Genomic DNA, 18,097 nt, shown 5'->3' on the forward strand with positions numbered 1-18,097 from the left:
CAATATGTACTCGAACGTCACACGGCGTTGCGGAGGCGACAGGACGGGAGTCCGCATGGAGCTGCGAGCGGAGCACGAGCGCTGGATCGACGAGCGGGAGACGCGCGTGTGGGGCGAGTGGGGCGTCGCGACGCTCGCCGCGACGCACTGGCTCACGACTGAGCCCACCGCCGTCGACGGGCTGCCGGGTCTCTGGAGCGTGAGCGGCGGCGAGGTGCACGGCGACGGCGTCCGGCTCGCGCCGGGTCAGCAGTTCGAGGCAGCCGGCCTTCTCCTGCGCGGCTTCTCCCGCGACGGTTCGATCGCCCTTCGAGTGCTCGACCCGGGAGCGCCCGCAGCACGGGGCATCTCGTCGATCGAGCGATTCGAGTTCTCCGAGGCCGCCCGCCTGCGCGGCCGCGTCCGCAGCACGGCCACCACCGCCGAGACGCGGTCGGTCGACGACCACGCCGCCACGCAATCGTTCGACGCGATCGTCGAACTCGAGTGGGAGGGCGAGCCGTTCTCCTTGACGGTGCAGGAGGACGACGGCTGGTACTTCGCCGCCTTCGCCGACGGGACGGCGGGGGTCGAGAGCCACGCGTTCCGGTTCATCCGATTCCCGGTGCCCGCCGACGGCGAGGCCGTGGTGGACTTCAACCGCGCCTACCTCCCCCCGTGCGCCTTCTCGGACCACTACGTCTGCGTGATGCCGGTGCCCGGCAACCGGTGGCCGGTGCCGATCCGGGCGGGCGAGCGCCTCGTGCGATGACGGGCGCCTGAGGGGCGCCCGGCGCAGTCGGTGGAGTTCGCAGGGAAGCCATATATCCTGAGGGGACTATGGACGACTACTGGGCCAACGCGATCTGGTCGCTTGCGCCGACCGTGCTCATCGGCCTCATCTTCTGGTTCGTGATGCGCTCGATCATCCGCGCCGACCGCACCGAGCGCAAGGCGTATTCGCGGATCGAGGCCGAGGAGCGCGCGAAGCTCGGTCGCGAACGGCCGACGGCCTAGCCCGGCATGGAGGCGGGGCTCTCGCAGACGACGCTCGTCGTCGGCGCACTCCTCCTCGTCCTCGACCTCATCGTCCGCGTCATCGCGGTGATCGTGGTGCCGCGCAACCGCCGCCCGACGGCGGGCATGGCGTGGCTCCTCGCGATCTTCTTCATCCCGATCCTCGGGGTGCTGTTCTTCGTGCTCATCGGCAACCCGAAGCTGCCGAAGCACCGCCGTCAGAAGCAGGCCGAGGTCGACCGGTACATCCGCGACTCCACGCACGGCGTCGAGCGGGTGAGCGATCCGAACTCGTGGCCGAGCTGGTTCGAGGGGGTGGTGCGCCTGAACCGCAACCTCGGTTCGATGCCGCTGATCGGCCAGAACAGCGCGAGCCTCATCGGCGACTACGCGGGCTCGCTCGCGTCGATGACCGACGCGATCCGCGACGCGAAGCGCTTCGTGCACGTCGAGTTCTACATCTTCGCGCTCGACGCCACCACCGAGCCGTTCTTCGAGGCGCTGGGCGACGCCGTCGCCCGCGGGGTCGAGGTCCGGGTGCTGCTCGACCACATCGCCTCGCGCCGGGTCAGCGGCTATCGCAAGACGCTGGCGCGACTCGACGCGATGGGGGTGCGCTGGCAGCTCATGCTCCCGGTGCAGCCGCTCAAGGGCAAGTACCAGCGGCCCGACCTGCGCAACCACCGCAAGATCCTCGTCGTCGACGGCGAGGTGGGGTTCATGGGCTCGCAGAACGTCATCGACCGCAGTTACAACAAGCGCAGCAACCAGCGGCGCGGGCTGAAGTGGAAGGAGCTCGTCGCGCGTGTCGAGGGGCCGATCGTCGCCGGCCTCGAGGCCATCTTCGCCACCGACTGGTTCCTCGAGACGGGCGAGGAGCCGACGCGCGACCTCTCCGAGTCGCTCACGCAGCCCGGCGAGGCGCAGGACCTCGACTGCCAGGTGGTGCCGAGCGGGCCGGGGTTCCGCAGCGAGAACAACCTCAAACTCTTCCTCGCGCTGCTCTACGCCGCGCGGGAGAAGATCATCATCACGAGCCCGTACTTCGTGCCCGACGAGGCGATGCTCTACGCGATCAGCGGGGCGACCCAGCGTGGCATCCACGTCGAGCTCTTCGTCTCGGAGATCGGCGACCAGGCGCTGGTCTACCACGCGCAGCGCTCGTACTACGAGGCGCTGCTGCGGGCGGGCGTCAAGATCTACATGTACAAGGCGCCGTACATCCTGCACGCGAAGCACTTCACGATCGACGACGACGTCGCCGTAATCGGGTCGAGCAACATGGACATCCGCTCGTTCGAGCTCAACATGGAGGTGTCGCTCCTCGTGCGCGGGCGCTCGTTCGTTCGCGAGATGCGCGCCGTCGAGGACGGCTACCGGCGTGACAGCCGCGAACTCACCCTCGACGAGTGGCTGAAGCAGCCGCTCGGTGCGACGGTGCTCGACAACCTCGCGCGGCTGACCTCCGCACTGCAGTAGGCGGTCGCCGGATGCCTCGGGGCGGCCCTCAGCCGCGGGGCTTCAGCCGCACGGTGGGCAGTTCGGGAGCGGGCAGCGGCTCGCCGTCGTAGTCGACGCGGCCGAAGCGGCCGTCGGGGTTGTCGCGGCCGATGACCTCTGACTGCCACTGCCGGCGGGACTCGACGATCTCGTCGTGGTCGCGGCCGATGAAGTTCCACCACATGACGAGCTCCTCGCCGAACGGCACGCCGCCGAGCAGGACCACCCGCACCGGGCCGTCGTCCGCAGTCAGGCGCACGCCGTCGTGGCCGGTCGGCAGGTACCCGAGCTCGCTCCACTCGAGAGTGGCCGAATGGCCCGCGACGGTGAGCCCGTCGGCGTCGACGGGGGAGTCGTCGACCTCGTCGTCGGTGGCCGCGATCGTGACCCTCACGGGCCCGGCGTCGACGAGCACGCCGTGCTCGAAGGCGGGGTCGAGCTCGATCCAGGCCTCGCCGCCCGCGGGCAGGTCGATCTGGGCGCCGACGAGCGGGCTGAAGAGCGTGACGGATGCCTCGTCGCCGACGCCGGGCAGCGAGCCGGCGAACACCCGGACGACCGCGTCGTCGACCGTCGCCGGGCCGATCTCGTCGTGCTCGAAGAACGGGACGACGTTGCGGGAGGCGTCGGGGAGGGCGACCCAGAGCTGGACGCCGTGCAGGCGGGTCGTGGCGGGGGTGGAGACCTCGGAGTGCGAGATGCCGCGGCCGGCGGTCATGAGGTTCACCTGGCCGGGCCGCACGAACTCGCGGCTGCCGGTGGAGTCGCGGTGCTCGATCTCGCCCTCGAAGAGCCAGCTGACCGTCTGCAGCCCCGTGTGGGGGTGCGGCGGCACCACCATGCCGCCCGAGTCGGCGATGTCGTCGGGCCCGTAGTGGTCGGCGAAGCACCAGGCGCCGATCGTGGTGCGGCCGCGCTGCGGGAGCGTGCGCCGCACGTTCATCGCGCGCGGGCCGCCGAGCGGCACGTCGCGCGGCGCGAGCACCTGCACGGCCGGGCCCTGCCGCCCTTCGGGCGGGCAGAGCAGCTCGAGCGGGTCCTTCTCGAGATTGCTCATGACGCCAGCCTATTCCGGTCTTCCGGCCCCCTGCTCGGGCAGCGCGGAGGCGGTGCGCGGGGGTGCCGAACCGATAACATTGCGGCATGGCTACCTCCGTGCGTCTCCGTCGTGCCGGCCTCGCTGCCGCGGCCCTCGCTTCCGTGTTCCTCCTCGCCGCGTGCGCACCGCCCACGCGGGCGGCCGAGAACTACCCGGGTGAGCCCGTCGTCGAGCACGCCGAGGAGAACGGTCACGAGGAGGAGAACGCCGAGGGCGGGCCGCAGGCCGCCTGGCTCGGCCAGGGCGGTCAGCTCGCGGTGACCATCTGGGGCAGCTCGACCTGCCCCGTCGTCGGCGAGAGCATCAGCGTCGTCGAGCCCGCGGGCGAGGGCAACCGGGTCGCGATCGACCTCGTCGAGCGCCCTGCCGACGAGATGTGCACGATGGACCTCGTGCCGCACACCACCGTCTTCTGGACGCCGATGAACGTCACGACGACCGAGCCGCTCGTCGTCGAGGTGCAGGACACCGAGGTCACCGTTCCGGTGAAGTAGGGCGCGAAGCATCCGCCTCGCGCGCGATCGCATCGCACCGCGCAGAGGCCGACGGCGGGCCGCCGGGGGAGAGACCCCGGCGGCCCGCCGTCGTCATCTCGTCAGCCGCGGCGGAGCACGAGGAGCTCGCCGATCTCGCAGTCGAGCGCCTCGCAGACCGCCTGCAGCGTCGAGAAGCGGATGGCTCGCGCACGGTCGTTCTTCAGCACGCTGAGGTTCACCACGCTCACGCCCACGAGTTCTGCGAGACGGGTCAGGGTCATCCCGCGCGACTCGAGCAGCTCATCGAGCCGGCAGTGCACGTCGGTCGCTTCGTCGGGCTCGGCGGGCGACATCAGACGAGGCCCTCGGTCTCGCGGCGCAGCCGATCGCCGACGGTGAAGACGGTGGCGGCCATTGCAGCGAGGAAGGCGAGGAAGAACAGGGGCATCACGTCGACCGTCATCACGACGTTGTCGAAGTCGCCGTCGCTGAGACGGACGAATGCGCCGTTGGCCGCCATGTTGCCGAAGAACGGCACCGCGGCGAAGCCGATGGTGCCGGTGATGCCGGCCACCGCCACCAACGCGGTATTGCGGCGGCTGAAGACCTGATTGCGCAGGACCGACCAGCAGAGGAGCAGGAGGCAGGCGACGACGACCCCGATCGTCGCCGCGGCGATCACCTGCTGCAGGATGAGCGACGCCCACGACGCCCCGGGGAGCGAAGGGACGGTCACGATCGCCCGGTCGAGCTCGACCGCGACCAGAGCGCCATCGGGTCCGATCGGTGCGTCTGCGGAGGTTCCGACGAATTCGGCGGCCACGGCGACGTGGCGATTCGGCGCGACCTCGAGGATGCGCAGCACGGCAGCTGTGATGCCCCATGCCGCGATGGCCACGCCCGCGACTATGAAGAGCAGGAGTGCGACCGTATCGGATCGGCTGATGGGGGGTGCGGCGGTTGCGCTCATCGCATTCCTAACGTTTATCGATAATAACGATAATCGTTAAGTTAGTGTCGCCTGCGGATCGGGTCAACCCCGAAGCGTGATGCGCCCACGGCGAACAGTCGCCCACGGGGCATCCGGAGTGTTTACGCTCGTTGTAACGACGTCCCCTGCCCAGTGGGGCCGTGAGGAGTAGAGCATGTTCGAGAGATTCACCGACCGAGCCCGTCGTGTCGTCGTCCTGGCCCAAGAAGAGGCCAAGATGCTCAACCACAACTACATCGGCACCGAGCACATCCTGCTCGGGCTCATCCACGAGGGTGAGGGCGTCGCCGCCAAGGCGCTCGAGTCGCTCGGAATCTCGCTCGACGCCGTGCGCGAGCAGGTCCAGGACATCATCGGCCAGGGGCAGCAGCAGCCGACGGGGCACATCCCGTTCACGCCGCGCGCCAAGAAGGTGCTCGAGCTCTCGCTCCGCGAGGCGCTGCAGCTGGGCCACAACTACATCGGCACCGAGCACATCCTCCTCGGCCTCATCCGCGAGGGCGAGGGCGTCGCAGCCCAGGTGCTCGTCAAGCTCGGCGCCGACCTCAACCGCGTGCGCCAGCAGGTCATCCAGCTGCTCTCGGGCTACCAGGGCAAGGAGCAGGTGCAGGTCGGCGCGAACGAGCAGCAGACCCCGCAGGGCGGCTCGCAGATCCTCGACCAGTTCGGCCGCAACCTCACGCAGGCGGCCCGCGAGTCGAAGCTCGACCCGGTGATCGGCCGCGAGAAGGAGATCGAGCGGGTCATGCAGATCCTCTCGCGCCGCTCCAAGAACAACCCCGTGCTGATCGGCGAGCCCGGCGTCGGCAAGACCGCCGTCGTCGAGGGCCTCGCGCAGGCCATCGTCAAGGGCGAGGTGCCCGAGACGCTGAAGGACAAGCAGCTCTACTCGCTCGACCTCGGCTCGCTCATCGCCGGCTCCCGCTACCGCGGTGACTTCGAGGAGCGTCTGAAGAAGGTCACGAAGGAGATCCGCACCCGCGGCGACATCATCGTCTTCATCGACGAGATCCACACCCTCGTGGGCGCTGGTGCGGCCGAGGGGGCAATAGACGCCGCCTCGATCCTGAAGCCGCTGCTCGCCCGCGGCGAGCTGCAGACCATCGGCGCGACGACGCTCGACGAGTACCGCAAGCACTTCGAGAAGGACGCCGCGCTCGAGCGCCGCTTCCAGCCGATCCAGGTCGCCGAGCCCTCGCTGCCCCACGCGATCAACATCCTCAAGGGCCTCCGCGACCGCTACGAGGCGCATCACAAGGTGTCCATCACCGACGGTGCCATCGTCGCCGCGGCGAACCTCGCCGACCGCTACATCTCCGACCGCTTCCTGCCCGACAAGGCGATCGACCTGATCGACGAGGCCGGCGCGCGCCTGCGCCTCTCGATCCTCTCGTCGCCGCCCGAGCTGCGCGAGTTCGACGAGAAGATCGCCGTGGTCCGCGCCGCGAAGGAGACCGCGATCGAGGAGCAGGACTTCGAGAAGGCCGCGTCGCTGCGCGACGAGGAGAAGAACCTCCTCGGCGAGCGTCTGCGTCTCGAGAAGCAGTGGAAGTCGGGCGACGTCAAGACCACTGCGGTCGTCGACGAGGGCCTGATCGCCGAGGTGCTCGCGCAGGCCACCGGCATCCCCGTCTTCAAGCTCACCGAAGAGGAGTCGTCGCGACTCGTCTTCATGGAGAAGGCGCTGCACGAGCGCGTCATCGGCCAGGAGGAGGCGATCTCCGCCCTGTCGAAGACGATCCGCCGCACCCGCGCCGGCCTCAAGGACCCGAAGCGCCCCTCGGGGTCGTTCATCTTCGCCGGCCCCACGGGTGTCGGCAAGACCGAGCTCGCCAAGGCGCTCGCCGAGTTCCTCTTCGACGACGAGGCCGCCATGATCTCGCTCGACATGTCGGAGTACGGCGAGAAGCACACCGTCTCGCGGCTGTTCGGCGCCCCTCCCGGGTTCGTCGGCTTCGAAGAGGGGGGCCAGCTCACCGAGAAGGTGCGTCGCAAGCCGTTCAGCGTGGTGCTCTTCGACGAGATCGAGAAGGCCCACCCCGACATCTTCAACTCGCTCCTGCAGATCCTCGAAGAGGGCCGTCTGACCGACGGCCAGGGCCGCGTCGTCGACTTCAAGAACACCGTCATCATCATGACGACGAACCTCGGCACGAAGGACATCTCGAGCGGCCCCGTGGGCTTCGCGCTCGAGGGTGACACCCGCACCGGGTACGACCTCATGCGCGGCAAGGTGAACGAAGAGCTGAAGAAGCATTTCAAGCCCGAGTTCCTGAACCGCGTCGACGAGATCATCGTGTTCCCGCAGCTCTCGAAGCCCGAGCTGCTGCAGATCGTCGACCTCTTCCTGAAGCGCCTCAGCGAGCGCATGCTCGACCGCGACATGACCGTCGAGCTCACGGTTCCCGCGAAGGAGCGCCTCATCGAGGTCGGCTTCGACCCGGCGCTCGGTGCACGACCGCTGCGCCGCGCGGTGCAGCATGAGGTCGAGGACCGCCTGTCCGAGAAGATCCTGCACGGCGAGCTCAACTCGGGCGACCACGTGCACGTCGACTTCAAGGACGGCGAGTTCGTCTTCACGACCACGCAGCGCGAGCTGCCCGTGAGCGTCGGAGTGAACACGAACGCTGCCATCGGCACCGGGCCGGCCACGCCCGATCTGGCGGCCGCCTCGGGCGACTAGACGCGAACGACACGACGGGGCGGATGCTTGGGCATCCGCCCCGTCGTCGTACCCGGGCCGACTTGACCCTGCACCATGGTGCAGGGTCGACGATGGCGGTATGACCACTTCCACGGCCCCGAGCGGCCCCGCTCGCCCCGAGACTCCCACCCTCCGGACTCCCGCCCCGACTGCCGCTCCCGGCCCCGCCTCCAGCCGTGACCGGACACCGGGCCCGGGCTTCGTGCAGCCCCGGTGGGGCCGAGCCGGGGCGATCTACGACCTCGTCGTGACCGTCGGCTTCGCGACGCCGTTCACCGCCGCGGCGCTGCTCGAACTCACCAGGTGGGTCCACGACGCGCTCGGCCTCCCGGGCGCGCAACTGCCCGAGTTCGGGGCGACCGCCTTGATGTTCACGAGCATGTTCGGCACGGCGGTGACCATGTGGGCGATCGCGCGGATCCTGCGCCCCGAACCTCGCTTCATCGCGATCGACACGGGCGGGCGCCTGCTCTTCTCGCTCTGGATGACGTGGGCGCTGTTGAATGGGCAGAGCGCGACGATCGTCGTGTTCCTGATCGGGGAGGTCGTGTGGCTGATCCTGCAGCTCAGCGGGCTGATGCACCTGCGCCGACGCTGACGATCGGGGCGCTCGCCGCGGCCGCCGGCGTCGCGATCAGCACGGTCCGGTTCTACGAGCGCGAGGGGCTCGTGGAGCCGGCCGAGCGCTCCTCGTCGGGGTATCGGCACTTCTCCGCCGACACGGTGCGCCGCGTCCGGTTCATCCGTCGGGCGCAGGAGCTCGGGTTCACGCTGCGCGAGGTGCGCGACGTGCTGCGGCTCTCCGACGAACCCGAGCTCATCACCTTCTCGGACGTCGCCCGGCAGGTGGGCGACAAGCTCGCCGAGCTCGAGCAGCGGATCATCGACCTGGGGCGCGTCCGCGACGCGCTCGCGCTCCTCGTCGAGACCGGCCCGACCCACCCGCGATGCCCGGTGGTCGACGCCGTCGTCTGAGGTCGGCGCAGCCCGCATGCGACCGGGGCGGGCCGGAACCGGGAATACGATGGGCGGATGACGACCGAGTTCCACGTGCGCCGGGCGCGCACGAGCGATGTGCCGAAGATCATCGACGTCGTGGAGCCGCTCGTCAGCCGACGAATCCTGCTCGGCAAGGAACGGGTCGACCTGTACGGCGCGATCCAGGAGTTCCGGGTCGCCGAGGATGCCGACGGCCGCGTGATCGGCGCCGGGGCCCTGCACGTCATGTGGGAGGACCTCGGCGAGGTGCGCACCCTGGCCGTCGACGATGCCTGGCTCGGCAAGGGCGTCGGCCACGCGCTGCTCAGCGCGCTCGAGCAGGAGGCCCGCGAGCTCGGGCTGAGCCGGCTGTTCTGCCTGACCTTCGAGATCGGCTTCTTCGGACGCCACGGCTTCGAGGACATGGGCGCCGAAACCGTCGACCCCGAGGTCTACGCCGAACTCGTGCGCTCCCACGACGAAGGCGTCGCCGAGTTCCTCGACCTCGCGCGGGTCAAGCAGAACACCCTCGGCAACACTCGCATGCTGAAGCGGCTCTGACGCTCCGCTCGGCGCGCCGGGCGGATGCCTCGGGGCGGGGCCGCGCGGCCGTACCCTGTGACCATGTCGACGAATTCCGCACCCTCAGGGCGTCAGACGCCCCAGGTGTACCGCCGGCGCCGGTTGCTGGTGCTGCTCGGCATCGTGGCCGTGATCGTCGCGATCGTGCTCATCATCGTGCGGCCGGGTGCGAGCGAGGGCGGCGAGGTCTCGCCGAAGTCGACGCCCGGCACCGAGACGCCTTCACCTGAGACGGCCATCCCGACCGAGCCGACCGCGACTGACGGCGACCCGTGCGGTCCCGAGCAGATCACCGTCGAGGCGATCACCGACAAGAGCTCGTACGCGGCCGGCGAGCAGCCGCAGCTCTCGGTCGAGATCACGAACACCGGCAAGAACGTCTGCGTGCTCAACGCGGGCACGAAGGCGCAGGTCTTCACCATCACGAGCGGCGACGAGGTGTACTGGACCTCGACGGACTGCCAGACCGACGCGATCGACGCCGAGGTCTCGCTCACCCCGGGCACGCCGATCAGCTCGAGCGCCCCCATCGTCTGGGACCGTACCCGGTCGACGCCCGAGACCTGCGACGGCCCCCGTGAGGCGGTGCCGGCCGGCGGCGCGTCGTACCACCTCGCCGTCTCGGTGGACGGCTTCGAGTCGGCCGAGCAGAAGCAGTTCCTGCTGTACTGAGCCGGCGAACGCGCAGGAGCTGGGGAGGAGCGGCGGCGGGCGCGGGTGCCGCCGAGCGGCGGCGGATGCTCCGTTAGCCTTGAGGCATGGCAGGCAAGGCACGCAAGAAGCCCGCGGGCGAACAGCTCGAGTTCCGCTCCCAGGCGCTCGCCGAGGCGCTCGAGCGCCAGGACATGGCGGCGGTCGCGCTCGCGCTGCGCAACGGCAACACGGTCGTTCCGCTCATCAAGCCCGGCCCGCGCGACAAGCCGCTCGACGGCGGCGAGGTGTGGACGTTCCGCGACCCCAAGACGGGCGAGGTCGCGCTGCTGCTCTTCAGCGACGCGGCGAACAAGCCCGAGAACCTGCCGCCGGCCGTGGGCCTGCAGAGCCCGGCGTGGCTGCGCTCGTTCCTGAAGCGGTACGAGTCGACGATCACCACGGTGTTCCTCGACATCGCCGGCCCCCACCCGATGCAGGCCCCGCCCGGCGAACTGCTGCGGGCGCTCGAGGCCTGAACCGCGTACGGGGCGCCTCGGCGCGGGAACGAGTGCGTCGCGCGCGCCTGGGGGCCTAGAACGCGGCGTCGAGCTCTCGCGTGCGGGCGTCGTTCGCGACGAGCATCGCCTGCGTGACGGCCGCCCGTACGCTGCCCGCCTCGACGTCGAGGATGGTCGTGTAGCCGAGCCGTCGCGCCTCTGCGGCGCGCTGCTTGGCGGCGGTGACGGGGCGCACCTCACCGGCGAGGCTGATCTCACCGAAGGCGGCGAGCTCGTGCGGCACGGCCGAGTCGCGCATGGCCGAGGCGATGGCGACGGCGATCGCGAGGTCGGCGCCCGGCTCGGACAGCTTCACCCCGCCGACGGTCGAGACGTAGACGTCGTGCTCGCCGAGGGCCTTGAGTCCGGCACGGCGCTCGAGCACGGCGATGATCATCGCGACGCGGGCCGGGTCGACCCCGTTGACGACGCGGCGCGGCTGCGGGGCCTTCGTCGACACGACGAGCGCCTGCACCTCGACCGGGAGCGCACGGCGGCCCTCGAGCGCGACGGTGACGCAGGTGCCGCTCACGACGCTTCGGCCGCTCGAGAGGAAGAGCCCCGAGGGATCGGGCACCTCGGCGATGCCGTCGCCCGTCATCTCGAAGCAGCCGACCTCGTCGGTCGGGCCGAAGCGGTTCTTGAGCGCCCGCACGAAGCGCAGCGCGGTCTGGCGGTCGCCCTCGAACTGGCAGACGACGTCGACGAGGTGCTCGAGCAGTCGAGGGCCGGCGATCGAGCCGTCTTTCGTGACGTGGCCGACGAGCAGCACCGGCAGCTGCCGCTCTTTCGCGACGCGGATCAGGGTCGACGCGACCTCGCGCACCTGGCTCGGCTGGCCGGGGAGCCCGTCGGAGAGCGAGGACGACACCGTCTGCACGGAGTCGACGATCAGCAGATCGGGGCGGGTGGCGTCGACCTGCCCGAGGATCGTCGCGAGGTCGGTCTCGGCGGCGAGGTAGAGCTCGTCGTGCAGGGCGCCCGTGCGGCCGGCCCGCAGCCGCACCTGGGCCACCGACTCCTCAGCGGTGACGTACAGCACGCGGCGGCCGGTCGCGGCGACGCGCGCGGCGACCTCGAGCAGCAGGGTCGACTTGCCGACCCCGGGCTCGCCCGAGAGCAGGATCGCGGCGCCCGCGACGATGCCGCCGCCGAGCACCCGGTCGAACTCGCCGATGCCGCTCGGCCGGTGGGCGGCGTCGGCCGTCTCGACGTCGACGATCGGCCGCGCGGTGCGCGCCTCGCCGAGCTGCACGGCCTGCACCGCGCGCACGATGCCGGTCTTCTCGGCGGCCTCGACCACGGTGCCCCACTGCTGGCATTCGACGCAGCGGCCGACCCACTTGACGGTCGACCAACCGCACTCGGTGCAACGGAACGCGGAGGTGGGTCGGGCCATGCCCCGAGACTAGCCGCGGCCTCCGACATCGACGGAATCGTGCAGCTCGAGTCCCTCTGCCGTCTCGAGTGAGGCGAGTCGCTCGGCCACGAGCGGCCGGAACGCCTCGGCCCACACCGCGTAGCCACCGTCGTTCGGGTGGAACATGTCGCGCGCGAACTGCGTCAGGATGCCCGGCAGACCCTGCCGACGCGTCGCGGAGTGGAGGGGCGCCACGGCGAGCCCGCGCGAGCGGGCGGCGGCGCGCAGCATCCCGTTCGCCTCGGCGACCTTGCGCTCGTTGCGCGGGAAGTGGAAGCACGGCAGCTCGCCGACGATCGCGTGCTCGGGCAGTTCGTCGAGGATCGCCCGCAGGTTGCGGTCGAAGACCGAGGCATCCCAGTCGGCGATGTCGTTGGCGCCGATCGCGACCGTGACGACGTCGGGCGCGAGGGTGCGCAGGCGCGGCAGCTGGTCGCGGACCGCGAGGGTCGTCGTCGCGCCCGAGACGCTGAGGTTCACGGTGCGGATGCTCCGTTCGGAGGCCGCGCGCATCCCCTCCGCGAGCACGCCGACGTAGCTGCGGTCGGGCCGCGACGCGCCGATGCCCTGCGCGGCCGAGTCGCCGAGGGCGACGTAGAGCAGCTCGCCATCGGCCCTGCCGTGATCGCGCCACCACTTCGAGTGCACCGGCAGGGTGTCGTTCAGCGTCCCGCGGCGGAGCTCCATCCGCTCGCGGAAGGGGCGCACGCCCGCCGTGCCGAGCACCGTCGACATCGCGAGCGAGGTGCCCGCGGCGAGCGCGCGCGGGGAGGTGCGCGGCCGGGGCGGCGCGAAGGCCGAGTCGAGCATTGCAGTGGTCATGCGGCGACGGTATCGAGGCCCGCTTCGAGGTGACTGGGCGCCGGCTGGGCGCCCGCTGGGCTTTCGATGACGAAACGATCACGGCGAGGATGCCACGTGGCCGGCGCGCGCCCAATCCCACCGAACCGGCCCCTGATCAGGGCAGAAGTGTGCGACGTCGTCGCGCCCGAGTCGAACGCCTACCCGGTGGCATCCGCTCGTTTTGGCAGTCTTGGCGTCGTCGCCTACTATTGATCCCGGTACCGTGTCCGAGCGGCCGAAGGTGCAACTCTCGAAAAGTTGTGTGCGTGAAAGCGCACCGTGGGTTCAAATCCCACCGGTACCGCCACAGAACCCCGCGATCGTTATGATCGCGGGGTTCGTTGTTTCTCGGGAGGCGCCTTGTTCGACGCGGTGGAACTCGACGACGACGTCGTGATGCGGCTCGTCGCCGCGGGTGACGGCCCGGCGCTCGCCGCGGCCTACACGCGCAATCGCGAGCACCTCGCGCCCTGGGAGCCGCTGCGCACGCCCGAGTTCTTCACCGCGGCCTGGCACCACCGCGACGTCGCCGGAGCGATCGCGCGGCTTCAGGCCGGGACCTCGGTGCCGTTCGTGCTCGCGCAGGGCGAGGAGATCGTCGGGCGCGTGAACCTCTCGGATCTCGTGCGCGGCGTGTTCGAGAACGCCCACCTCGGCTACTGGGTCGACGAGCGCTTCGTCGGGCGGGGCCTCGCCACGACGGCGGTCGGCGTCGCCCTGCACCACGCCCGCGCCGCCGGACTGCATCGGGTGCAGGCGGGCACGCTCGTGCACAACACGGGATCGCAACGGGTGCTCGAACGCAACGGCTTCGAGCGGTTCGGGCTCGCCCGCCGGTACCTGCGCATCGCGGGGGAGTGGCAGGACCACGTGATGTACGAGCGGCTGCTCGACGAGTGAGCGAGCGGGGTCTTCGGCGAGCTCGCCGGCGCGATCGCGGTCGCCGGTGGTAGCGTGACTGCGTCGGGAGGAGGCACCGTGATCGAGTTCATCGGTCCGATCCTGCGCGCACTGCAGGCCTCCCTCGAGCTCTCGCTCGCCTCGAACAGCCTGCTCGCGGTGCTCCTCGTGGGCGTCGCCGGCGCCGCGGCCGTCGCCGTCGTGCTCGTCGCGTGCCGCGCACTGCCCGTGCTCGTGGCGGCCGACGCGAGCGGCGCAGCACGGCGGCTCCGGCAGACCGCCGACCCCGGGCGCCTGCTCTCCCAGAGCGACCCCGATGCGCCGGGACGTGCCCGGCCGAGGGCACCGGGTCGCGGCCTCGCGGCCGCGTAGCGCCCGAACCCCGCCACCACCCGGCAGCACCTGCGACCCTCTCGTCGCGAACGGTGCGGCACCGGAATCTCGGCGATGATCGGCGACCCTTCGCGGCCAGACGGAACCCCGTTTCGCCGACCGCAAAGGACTCACCATGGATCTCTACGCCTTCCCGCCGATCGCCGCCCTCCTCGACGGAGCGCACGCCCTCCTCATGGGCCTCGCCGACCTCCTCGCCCCGCTCACCGGCGGCGCGAGCGCCGCCGCGGCGATCGTGCTCGTCACGCTGCTCGTCCGCGCCGCGCTCATCCCCGTCGGCATCTCGCAGGCGAAGGCCGAGCAGGGGCGCGCCCGGCTCGCGCCGAGGCTCGCCGAGCTGCAGCGCAAGCACGCCAAGAACCCCGAGCGCCTGCAGCGCGAAATGATGGCGCTCTACCGCGACGAGGGCACGAGCCCGTTCGCGGGGTGCCTGCCGATGCTCGCCCAGGCGCCGGTCGTGGGCATCATCTACGCCCTGTTCATCCTGCCGACGATCGCGGGGCACGAGAACGCGCTGCTGCAGGAGACGCTCGCGGGCGTCCCGCTCGGTTCGAGCCTCGCCGGCTCGATCGTCGACGGCACGCTCACGCCCGCCGGTTTCGCCGTGTTCGCCACGATCATCCTCTCGATCGCGCTCGTCGGCGAGGTGACGCGGCGGGTGTTCCGGGCGCAGGCGCCGGTGGTGCCCGCGACCGCCGCCACGACCGCACGGGGGGCGACGGGCGGCGCGCGCGCCGCGTCATCCCCCTCGCCGCTCTCGACCGCCGGCGCACAGCGGATGCTCGGCCTCCTGCAGTTCGTCACCGCGGTCATCGCGGTGTTCGTCCCGCTCGCCGCGGGCCTCTACCTGCTCGTCACGGTCGCGTGGACGCTCGCGCAGCGCGTGCTGCTGCGTCGGGTGTATCCGCTGCCGCAGCCGAATCCGGCCTGATCGGCGGGTATCGCACGGCCATCTCACGCGGACGACACGCGCGGCAAGGGCTTGCCCCGCAGGCGCCTCGGTGCCAAGTTTGGAGCATCGAACGAAGGAGCAACCATGAGTTTCCTCGCGTTTCTGATCCTCGGCCTGATCGCCGGGGCTATCGCCAAGCTGATCCTGCCCGGCAAGCAGGCGGGCGGCTGGTTCATCACCCTGCTGCTCGGCGTTGTCGGGGCCCTCCTCGGCGGCTGGCTGGGCAGCCTCATCCTCAATCGCCCCCTGACGGAGTTCTGGGACCTCGGGACCTGGCTCCTCGCGATCGGCGGCTCGATCATCGTGCTGCTCATCTGGGGACTGGTCACGCGCGGAAGCCGCAACAGCGCGGCCTGATCGCCGTCGGCGAAGCGGATGGCCGGTCGGTCATCCGCTTCGCTTCGGCGCGCCGGCTCAGCCCCAGTCGGTGTCGGCGAGCTCGACGAAGCGGGCGAGCAGCCGCTGCGGTTCGGTGACGCTCGCCGAGTCGAGCCGGGCGCTCACCTCGCGCAGCTCGCTCGCCGGGAAGTAGCCGTGGTGGCGGTAGACCTGCGCCCGGGCGATGAAGTCGGCCGTCGTCACCTCGGGGTGGAACTGGGTCGCGTAGAGACGGGCGCCGGCCCGGTAGATCTGCACGGGGCATCCGGCCGAGCTCGCGAGGAGCACGGCACCGCCGGGCAGCTCCTCGACCGACTCCTTGTGGCCGACGAGCGCGTCGAACCGCCGCGGCAGCGCCCCGACGAGCGCATCTGCGGCGCCGTCGTCGGTGAGGGTGATCTCGACGGCCGCGGCGTTCTCGCCGTGCAGGGTGCCCACCGCGCCGCCGAGCACCTGCGTGAGCACGCCGATGCCGTAGCAGGTGAAGAGCAGCGGGAACTCCGAGTCGAGCGCCCACTCGGCCAGCTCGGCGAGTTCGGCCTCGACTCTCCGCTGGACCGCGTGCTTGTTCGCCTCGGGAGTCGTCACGTTGTACGGGCTGCCGCCGACGATGATGCCCGCGTACGCGGCGAGCGGCACCTGCCGGAGCGACTCGACGTCGAGGCGGTGGTGCTCGAGCCGGCCGGCATCGAGCCCGGTCGCGCGCCGCACCGACTCGTACTCGGGGCCGACCGCCTCGATCTCGGGGCGCGCCGACAGGAACAGGAACGGCTTCGGCCCCGTCATCGGCCCTTCCTCCGCCCACGCTGCGAAGCGGTCCGGGCGGATGCCCCGCGACCCGCGCCGGAGCGGCCGGACGTGCCCTTGCCGCCCTTGCCGGTCTTCGCGCCGCCCTTGCCGCCGCCGCGAGCCGCCTCGGCCGCACGGCGTTCGGCGGCCGCCTTCTTCGCCGCCTTCGCGGGCGAGAGCTCGGGCGTCTCGTCGGCCCGGGAGCTGCGTGCGGTGCGGCCCCGCACCACGCCGACGAACTCCTGGATGTCGTCGTCGTCGCGCTCGGTGCGCCAGACGAGGGCGATCCGGGTGGGCGGGGCGTCGACGAGCGGGATCGCGACCACGTCGCGCCGCTGGTGGAGCCGGGCGATCGAGTGGGGCACGATCGCGTAGCCGGTGCCGGCCGCGACGAGCTCGAGGGTCATCGCCGGGTCGGGCTGCACGGGCGCGATCGGCTCGCCGTCGAGATCGGCGACGGCGAGCTCGGCCTGGTCGGCGAAGGGATGCTCCTTCGGCAGCACGACGACGGCGAGCTCCTCCCAGAGCCGGATCTGGTGCAGCCCCTCGGTCTCGACCGGCAGCCGCACGAAGGCGAGGTCGACCTCGCTCGCCCGCAGTCGCTCGAGCTGTTCGCGCTCGTCGACCCTGACGGCCTCGAGGGGCAGGTCGGGGCGACGCTCGCCCCAGGCGCGCAGCCACTTCGCCGGTGAGACGCCGGCGACGTAATCGAGCCGCAATGCCATTCGGCGCCCCCTTGTTCCCTGCGTGCGGATGCCTCTCAGGCTACCGTCGGCTACGGTTGCAGGGTGAGCGAGAAGCAGCCGAAGGCCATGAAGCCGCAGTCCATGAAAGCGGAGACCGCGGCGAAGAAGCTCGGCATCCTGCTCGACGCCGCGCCCGAGGAGTTCCGGACCGCGTCGATCACGCGCGACGAGCTCGCCGCGCTGCAGGCCGAACCGCCCGAGTGGCTCGAGACCCTGCGCCGCGACGGGCCGCACCCCCGTCCGGTCGTGGCGGCCAAGCTCGGCGTCTCGAACTCCGGTCTCGCCCGCGGCGGCGTCACCGAACCGCTCACGACGGCCGAGATCAAGGCGCTCCTCGCCGCGCCGCCCGCGTGGCTCGTGCAGGAGCGCGCCACGCAGGCCGCCGTGCGCGCCGAGAAGATCCGCGTCGCCGATCGCGACAAGGAGCGCGCTGCGCGCCGTGCCGCCGGCGGCGGGGGCGGCTCAGGGGTCTGACGCCGCTTTCGGCGGGACTACTCGCCCGAAGCGGCGTAGCGCTCGCGGAGGAATCCGGCGACGTCGGCGAGCTCGCGGTCGGACACCGAGTGCCCGAGCCCCTCGTAGACGCGGGCGTCGAGCGTCGAGTGCTCGGGCAGCCAGGCGAGCGTCCGTGCGACGGATGCCTCGGGGATCACCTCGTCGGCAGTGCCGCGACCCCAGAACACGTGCGGCGCGAGCCGTGACATCCGTTCGTCGCCCTCGCGGTCGCCCGGCAGGGCGAAGCCCGCGAGGCTGACCGCGAACGAGAAGCGCTCGGGTGCGCGCCGCAGGAGCTCGAGGGCCATCGCGCCGCCCTGCGAGAATCCGAGGAGGCCCACCGGCCCGGCGTCGGGTGCCGCACGATCGAGCCAGGCGAGGAGGGCATCGACCGCCGCGTCGGCGACCTCGACCGAGCGCTCGGCGCCCTCGGCGAGCAGGGGGAACCACGCGTAGCCGTAGCCCGCGAACAGCGGCGCCCGCAGCGAGGCGACGGCGGGCTCGAGCGGCAGGTACGGCGTGAGCCCGAACAGGTCGCCCTCGTTCGAGTTGTAGCCGTGCAGCAGCACGAGCAGCGGACGCCCCTCGCGGTCGGCCGCGGAGGCCGACCAGAGCACCGCTTCGTCGTCGATCAGCACACTCGTCATGCGACAACGCTATCGGCG

At 71.2% G+C, this 18,097-nt stretch carries 23 protein-coding genes and 1 tRNA gene; 16 read left to right on the plus strand and 8 right to left on the minus strand.

Annotated elements, in window-relative coordinates; genetic code table 11:
- The first annotated feature begins 55 nt into the window (after nt 1-55).
- The 3 genes from ACFVAJ_RS11405 to cls all read left to right on the plus strand — a co-directional run bounded on the left by ACFVAJ_RS11405 (nt 56) and on the right by cls (nt 2,475).
- A complete protein-coding gene (locus ACFVAJ_RS11405) occupies nt 56-751 on the plus strand; it encodes a DUF1684 domain-containing protein (RefSeq protein ID WP_376944176.1) in 696 nt (231 codons plus the stop codon).
- Between the two features lie 68 nt (nt 752-819).
- Nucleotides 820-996, plus strand: coding sequence for a hypothetical protein (locus tag ACFVAJ_RS11410; RefSeq protein ID WP_170296129.1), 177 nt, complete (start codon nt 820-822; stop codon nt 994-996).
- Between the two features lie 6 nt (nt 997-1,002).
- Nucleotides 1,003-2,475: a cardiolipin synthase gene (cls, locus tag ACFVAJ_RS11415; RefSeq protein ID WP_376944178.1), complete on the plus strand. Its 1,473-nt coding sequence runs from the start codon at nt 1,003-1,005 to the stop codon at nt 2,473-2,475.
- 28 nt (nt 2,476-2,503) lie between these two features.
- On the opposite strand, the gene ACFVAJ_RS11420 is transcribed toward cls, so the two are convergent.
- Nucleotides 2,504-3,553 carry a pirin family protein gene (locus tag ACFVAJ_RS11420; protein ID WP_376944180.1) on the minus strand — a complete coding sequence of 350 codons (1,050 nt, stop codon included), beginning with the start codon at nt 3,551-3,553 and terminating at the stop codon, nt 2,504-2,506.
- A gap of 86 nt (nt 3,554-3,639) precedes the next feature.
- Between ACFVAJ_RS11420 and ACFVAJ_RS11425 the strand changes: the two genes are divergently transcribed.
- Nucleotides 3,640-4,089 (plus strand): hypothetical protein, encoded by a 450-nt coding sequence (locus ACFVAJ_RS11425; protein ID WP_376944182.1) that lies wholly within the window; start codon nt 3,640-3,642, stop codon nt 4,087-4,089.
- 101 nt (nt 4,090-4,190) lie between these two features.
- Here the strand turns inward: ACFVAJ_RS11425 and ACFVAJ_RS11430 are convergent, their stop codons facing one another.
- On the minus strand, nt 4,191-4,424 hold the full coding sequence (locus ACFVAJ_RS11430) for a helix-turn-helix domain-containing protein (RefSeq protein ID WP_376944184.1): 234 nt from the start codon (nt 4,422-4,424) through the stop codon (nt 4,191-4,193).
- The gene (locus ACFVAJ_RS11435) at nt 4,424-4,969 is read right to left on the minus strand and encodes a hypothetical protein (RefSeq protein ID WP_376944186.1); all 546 of its coding nucleotides are present in this window, start codon (nt 4,967-4,969) and stop codon (nt 4,424-4,426) included. Before ACFVAJ_RS11435 ends, ACFVAJ_RS11430 begins: the two co-directional genes overlap by 1 nt.
- 247 nt (nt 4,970-5,216) lie before the next feature.
- On the opposite strand from ACFVAJ_RS11435, the gene ACFVAJ_RS11440 reads away from it, so the two are divergent.
- The 6 genes from ACFVAJ_RS11440 (at nt 5,217) to ACFVAJ_RS11465 (ending at nt 10,495) form a co-directional block, all read left to right on the plus strand.
- A complete protein-coding gene (locus tag ACFVAJ_RS11440) occupies nt 5,217-7,745 on the plus strand; it encodes an ATP-dependent Clp protease ATP-binding subunit (protein WP_376944188.1) in 2,529 nt (842 codons plus the stop codon).
- A 100-nt stretch (nt 7,746-7,845) separates the two neighbouring features.
- Nucleotides 7,846-8,364, plus strand: coding sequence for a hypothetical protein (locus tag ACFVAJ_RS11445; RefSeq protein ID WP_376944190.1), 519 nt, complete (start codon nt 7,846-7,848; stop codon nt 8,362-8,364).
- Entirely contained in the window at nt 8,316-8,741 is a 426-nt protein-coding gene (locus ACFVAJ_RS11450) for a MerR family transcriptional regulator (RefSeq protein WP_376944192.1), read from the plus strand. The genes ACFVAJ_RS11445 and ACFVAJ_RS11450 overlap by 49 nt, the downstream gene beginning before the upstream one ends.
- A gap of 57 nt (nt 8,742-8,798) precedes the next feature.
- Complete coding sequence (locus ACFVAJ_RS11455; protein ID WP_376944194.1) at nt 8,799-9,305, plus strand: amino-acid N-acetyltransferase; 507 nt, start codon at nt 8,799-8,801, stop codon at nt 9,303-9,305.
- 63 nt (nt 9,306-9,368) lie between these two features.
- Nucleotides 9,369-9,998 (plus strand): hypothetical protein, encoded by a 630-nt coding sequence (locus ACFVAJ_RS11460; protein WP_376944196.1) that lies wholly within the window; start codon nt 9,369-9,371, stop codon nt 9,996-9,998.
- A gap of 86 nt (nt 9,999-10,084) precedes the next feature.
- Nucleotides 10,085-10,495 (plus strand): dehydrogenase, encoded by a 411-nt coding sequence (locus ACFVAJ_RS11465; RefSeq protein WP_376944198.1) that lies wholly within the window; start codon nt 10,085-10,087, stop codon nt 10,493-10,495.
- Nucleotides 10,496-10,550: 55 nt separating this feature from the next.
- On the opposite strand, the gene radA is transcribed toward ACFVAJ_RS11465, so the two are convergent.
- Complete coding sequence (radA, locus tag ACFVAJ_RS11470) at nt 10,551-11,915, minus strand: DNA repair protein RadA (protein ID WP_376944200.1); 1,365 nt, start codon at nt 11,913-11,915, stop codon at nt 10,551-10,553.
- Between the two features lie 9 nt (nt 11,916-11,924).
- A complete protein-coding gene (locus tag ACFVAJ_RS11475; RefSeq protein WP_376944202.1) occupies nt 11,925-12,758 on the minus strand; it encodes an SGNH/GDSL hydrolase family protein in 834 nt (277 codons plus the stop codon).
- Between the two features lie 238 nt (nt 12,759-12,996).
- Here ACFVAJ_RS11475 and ACFVAJ_RS11480 point away from each other — a divergent pair.
- The 5 genes from ACFVAJ_RS11480 to ACFVAJ_RS11500 all read left to right on the plus strand — a co-directional run bounded on the left by ACFVAJ_RS11480 (nt 12,997) and on the right by ACFVAJ_RS11500 (nt 15,381).
- A tRNA-Ser gene (locus ACFVAJ_RS11480) sits at nt 12,997-13,086 on the plus strand.
- A 53-nt stretch (nt 13,087-13,139) separates the two neighbouring features.
- Nucleotides 13,140-13,679 carry a GNAT family N-acetyltransferase gene (locus tag ACFVAJ_RS11485; protein WP_376944203.1) on the plus strand — a complete coding sequence of 180 codons (540 nt, stop codon included), beginning with the start codon at nt 13,140-13,142 and terminating at the stop codon, nt 13,677-13,679.
- Nucleotides 13,680-13,757: 78 nt separating this feature from the next.
- Complete coding sequence (locus ACFVAJ_RS11490; RefSeq protein WP_376944205.1) at nt 13,758-14,051, plus strand: DUF6412 domain-containing protein; 294 nt, start codon at nt 13,758-13,760, stop codon at nt 14,049-14,051.
- A gap of 136 nt (nt 14,052-14,187) precedes the next feature.
- Nucleotides 14,188-15,003 (plus strand): YidC/Oxa1 family membrane protein insertase, encoded by an 816-nt coding sequence (locus ACFVAJ_RS11495; RefSeq protein WP_376944207.1) that lies wholly within the window; start codon nt 14,188-14,190, stop codon nt 15,001-15,003.
- 105 nt (nt 15,004-15,108) lie between these two features.
- Nucleotides 15,109-15,381, plus strand: coding sequence for a GlsB/YeaQ/YmgE family stress response membrane protein (locus ACFVAJ_RS11500; RefSeq protein ID WP_376944209.1), 273 nt, complete (start codon nt 15,109-15,111; stop codon nt 15,379-15,381).
- A 57-nt stretch (nt 15,382-15,438) separates the two neighbouring features.
- Here the strand turns inward: ACFVAJ_RS11500 and ACFVAJ_RS11505 are convergent, their stop codons facing one another.
- Together ACFVAJ_RS11505 and ACFVAJ_RS11510 are read right to left on the minus strand one after the other, a co-directional pair.
- A complete protein-coding gene (locus tag ACFVAJ_RS11505) occupies nt 15,439-16,188 on the minus strand; it encodes a glutamine amidotransferase (protein WP_376944211.1) in 750 nt (249 codons plus the stop codon).
- Nucleotides 16,185-16,916, minus strand: a complete 732-nt coding sequence (locus ACFVAJ_RS11510) for a LysR family transcriptional regulator substrate-binding protein (protein ID WP_376944213.1) — start codon at nt 16,914-16,916, stop codon at nt 16,185-16,187. The genes ACFVAJ_RS11505 and ACFVAJ_RS11510 overlap by 4 nt, the downstream gene beginning before the upstream one ends.
- An 87-nt stretch (nt 16,917-17,003) precedes the next feature.
- Between ACFVAJ_RS11510 and ACFVAJ_RS11515 the strand changes: the two genes are divergently transcribed.
- Nucleotides 17,004-17,411: a DUF5997 family protein gene (locus ACFVAJ_RS11515; RefSeq protein ID WP_376944639.1), complete on the plus strand. Its 408-nt coding sequence runs from the start codon at nt 17,004-17,006 to the stop codon at nt 17,409-17,411.
- Nucleotides 17,412-17,428: 17 nt separating this feature from the next.
- Here the strand turns inward: ACFVAJ_RS11515 and ACFVAJ_RS11520 are convergent, their stop codons facing one another.
- Nucleotides 17,429-18,079, minus strand: a complete 651-nt coding sequence (locus tag ACFVAJ_RS11520) for an alpha/beta hydrolase (protein WP_376944215.1) — start codon at nt 18,077-18,079, stop codon at nt 17,429-17,431.
- Between the last annotated feature and the right edge of the window lie 18 nt (nt 18,080-18,097).

This window comes from Agromyces sp. NPDC057679 (assembly GCF_042799635.1).
GTDB lineage: Bacteria > Actinomycetota > Actinomycetes > Actinomycetales > Microbacteriaceae > Agromyces.

Bases quoted from the DNA above. Each gene is read 5' to 3' on its own strand.
- cls (WP_376944178.1), top strand. From the start codon at position 1,003: ATGGAGGCGGGGCTCTCGCAGACGACGCTCGTCGTCGGCGCACTCCTC.
- ACFVAJ_RS11440 (WP_376944188.1), top strand. From the start codon at position 5,217: ATGTTCGAGAGATTCACCGACCGAGCCCGTCGTGTCGTCGTCCTGGCC.
- ACFVAJ_RS11405 (WP_376944176.1), top strand. From the start codon at position 56: ATGGAGCTGCGAGCGGAGCACGAGCGCTGGATCGACGAGCGGGAGACG.
- ACFVAJ_RS11510 (WP_376944213.1), bottom strand. From the start codon at position 16,916: ATGGCATTGCGGCTCGATTACGTCGCCGGCGTCTCACCGGCGAAGTGG.
- ACFVAJ_RS11500 (WP_376944209.1), top strand. From the start codon at position 15,109: ATGAGTTTCCTCGCGTTTCTGATCCTCGGCCTGATCGCCGGGGCTATC.
- ACFVAJ_RS11515 (WP_376944639.1), top strand. From the start codon at position 17,004: ATGAAGCCGCAGTCCATGAAAGCGGAGACCGCGGCGAAGAAGCTCGGC.
- ACFVAJ_RS11430 (WP_376944184.1), bottom strand. From the start codon at position 4,424: ATGTCGCCCGCCGAGCCCGACGAAGCGACCGACGTGCACTGCCGGCTC.
- ACFVAJ_RS11465 (WP_376944198.1), top strand. From the start codon at position 10,085: ATGGCAGGCAAGGCACGCAAGAAGCCCGCGGGCGAACAGCTCGAGTTC.
- radA (WP_376944200.1), bottom strand. From the start codon at position 11,915: ATGGCCCGACCCACCTCCGCGTTCCGTTGCACCGAGTGCGGTTGGTCG.
- ACFVAJ_RS11520 (WP_376944215.1), bottom strand. From the start codon at position 18,079: ATGACGAGTGTGCTGATCGACGACGAAGCGGTGCTCTGGTCGGCCTCC.
- ACFVAJ_RS11445 (WP_376944190.1), top strand. From the start codon at position 7,846: ATGACCACTTCCACGGCCCCGAGCGGCCCCGCTCGCCCCGAGACTCCC.
- ACFVAJ_RS11425 (WP_376944182.1), top strand. From the start codon at position 3,640: ATGGCTACCTCCGTGCGTCTCCGTCGTGCCGGCCTCGCTGCCGCGGCC.
- ACFVAJ_RS11475 (WP_376944202.1), bottom strand. From the start codon at position 12,758: ATGACCACTGCAATGCTCGACTCGGCCTTCGCGCCGCCCCGGCCGCGC.
- ACFVAJ_RS11495 (WP_376944207.1), top strand. From the start codon at position 14,188: ATGGATCTCTACGCCTTCCCGCCGATCGCCGCCCTCCTCGACGGAGCG.
- ACFVAJ_RS11420 (WP_376944180.1), bottom strand. From the start codon at position 3,553: ATGAGCAATCTCGAGAAGGACCCGCTCGAGCTGCTCTGCCCGCCCGAA.
- ACFVAJ_RS11505 (WP_376944211.1), bottom strand. From the start codon at position 16,188: ATGACGGGGCCGAAGCCGTTCCTGTTCCTGTCGGCGCGCCCCGAGATC.
- ACFVAJ_RS11410 (WP_170296129.1), top strand. From the start codon at position 820: ATGGACGACTACTGGGCCAACGCGATCTGGTCGCTTGCGCCGACCGTG.
- ACFVAJ_RS11455 (WP_376944194.1), top strand. From the start codon at position 8,799: ATGACGACCGAGTTCCACGTGCGCCGGGCGCGCACGAGCGATGTGCCG.
- ACFVAJ_RS11460 (WP_376944196.1), top strand. From the start codon at position 9,369: ATGTCGACGAATTCCGCACCCTCAGGGCGTCAGACGCCCCAGGTGTAC.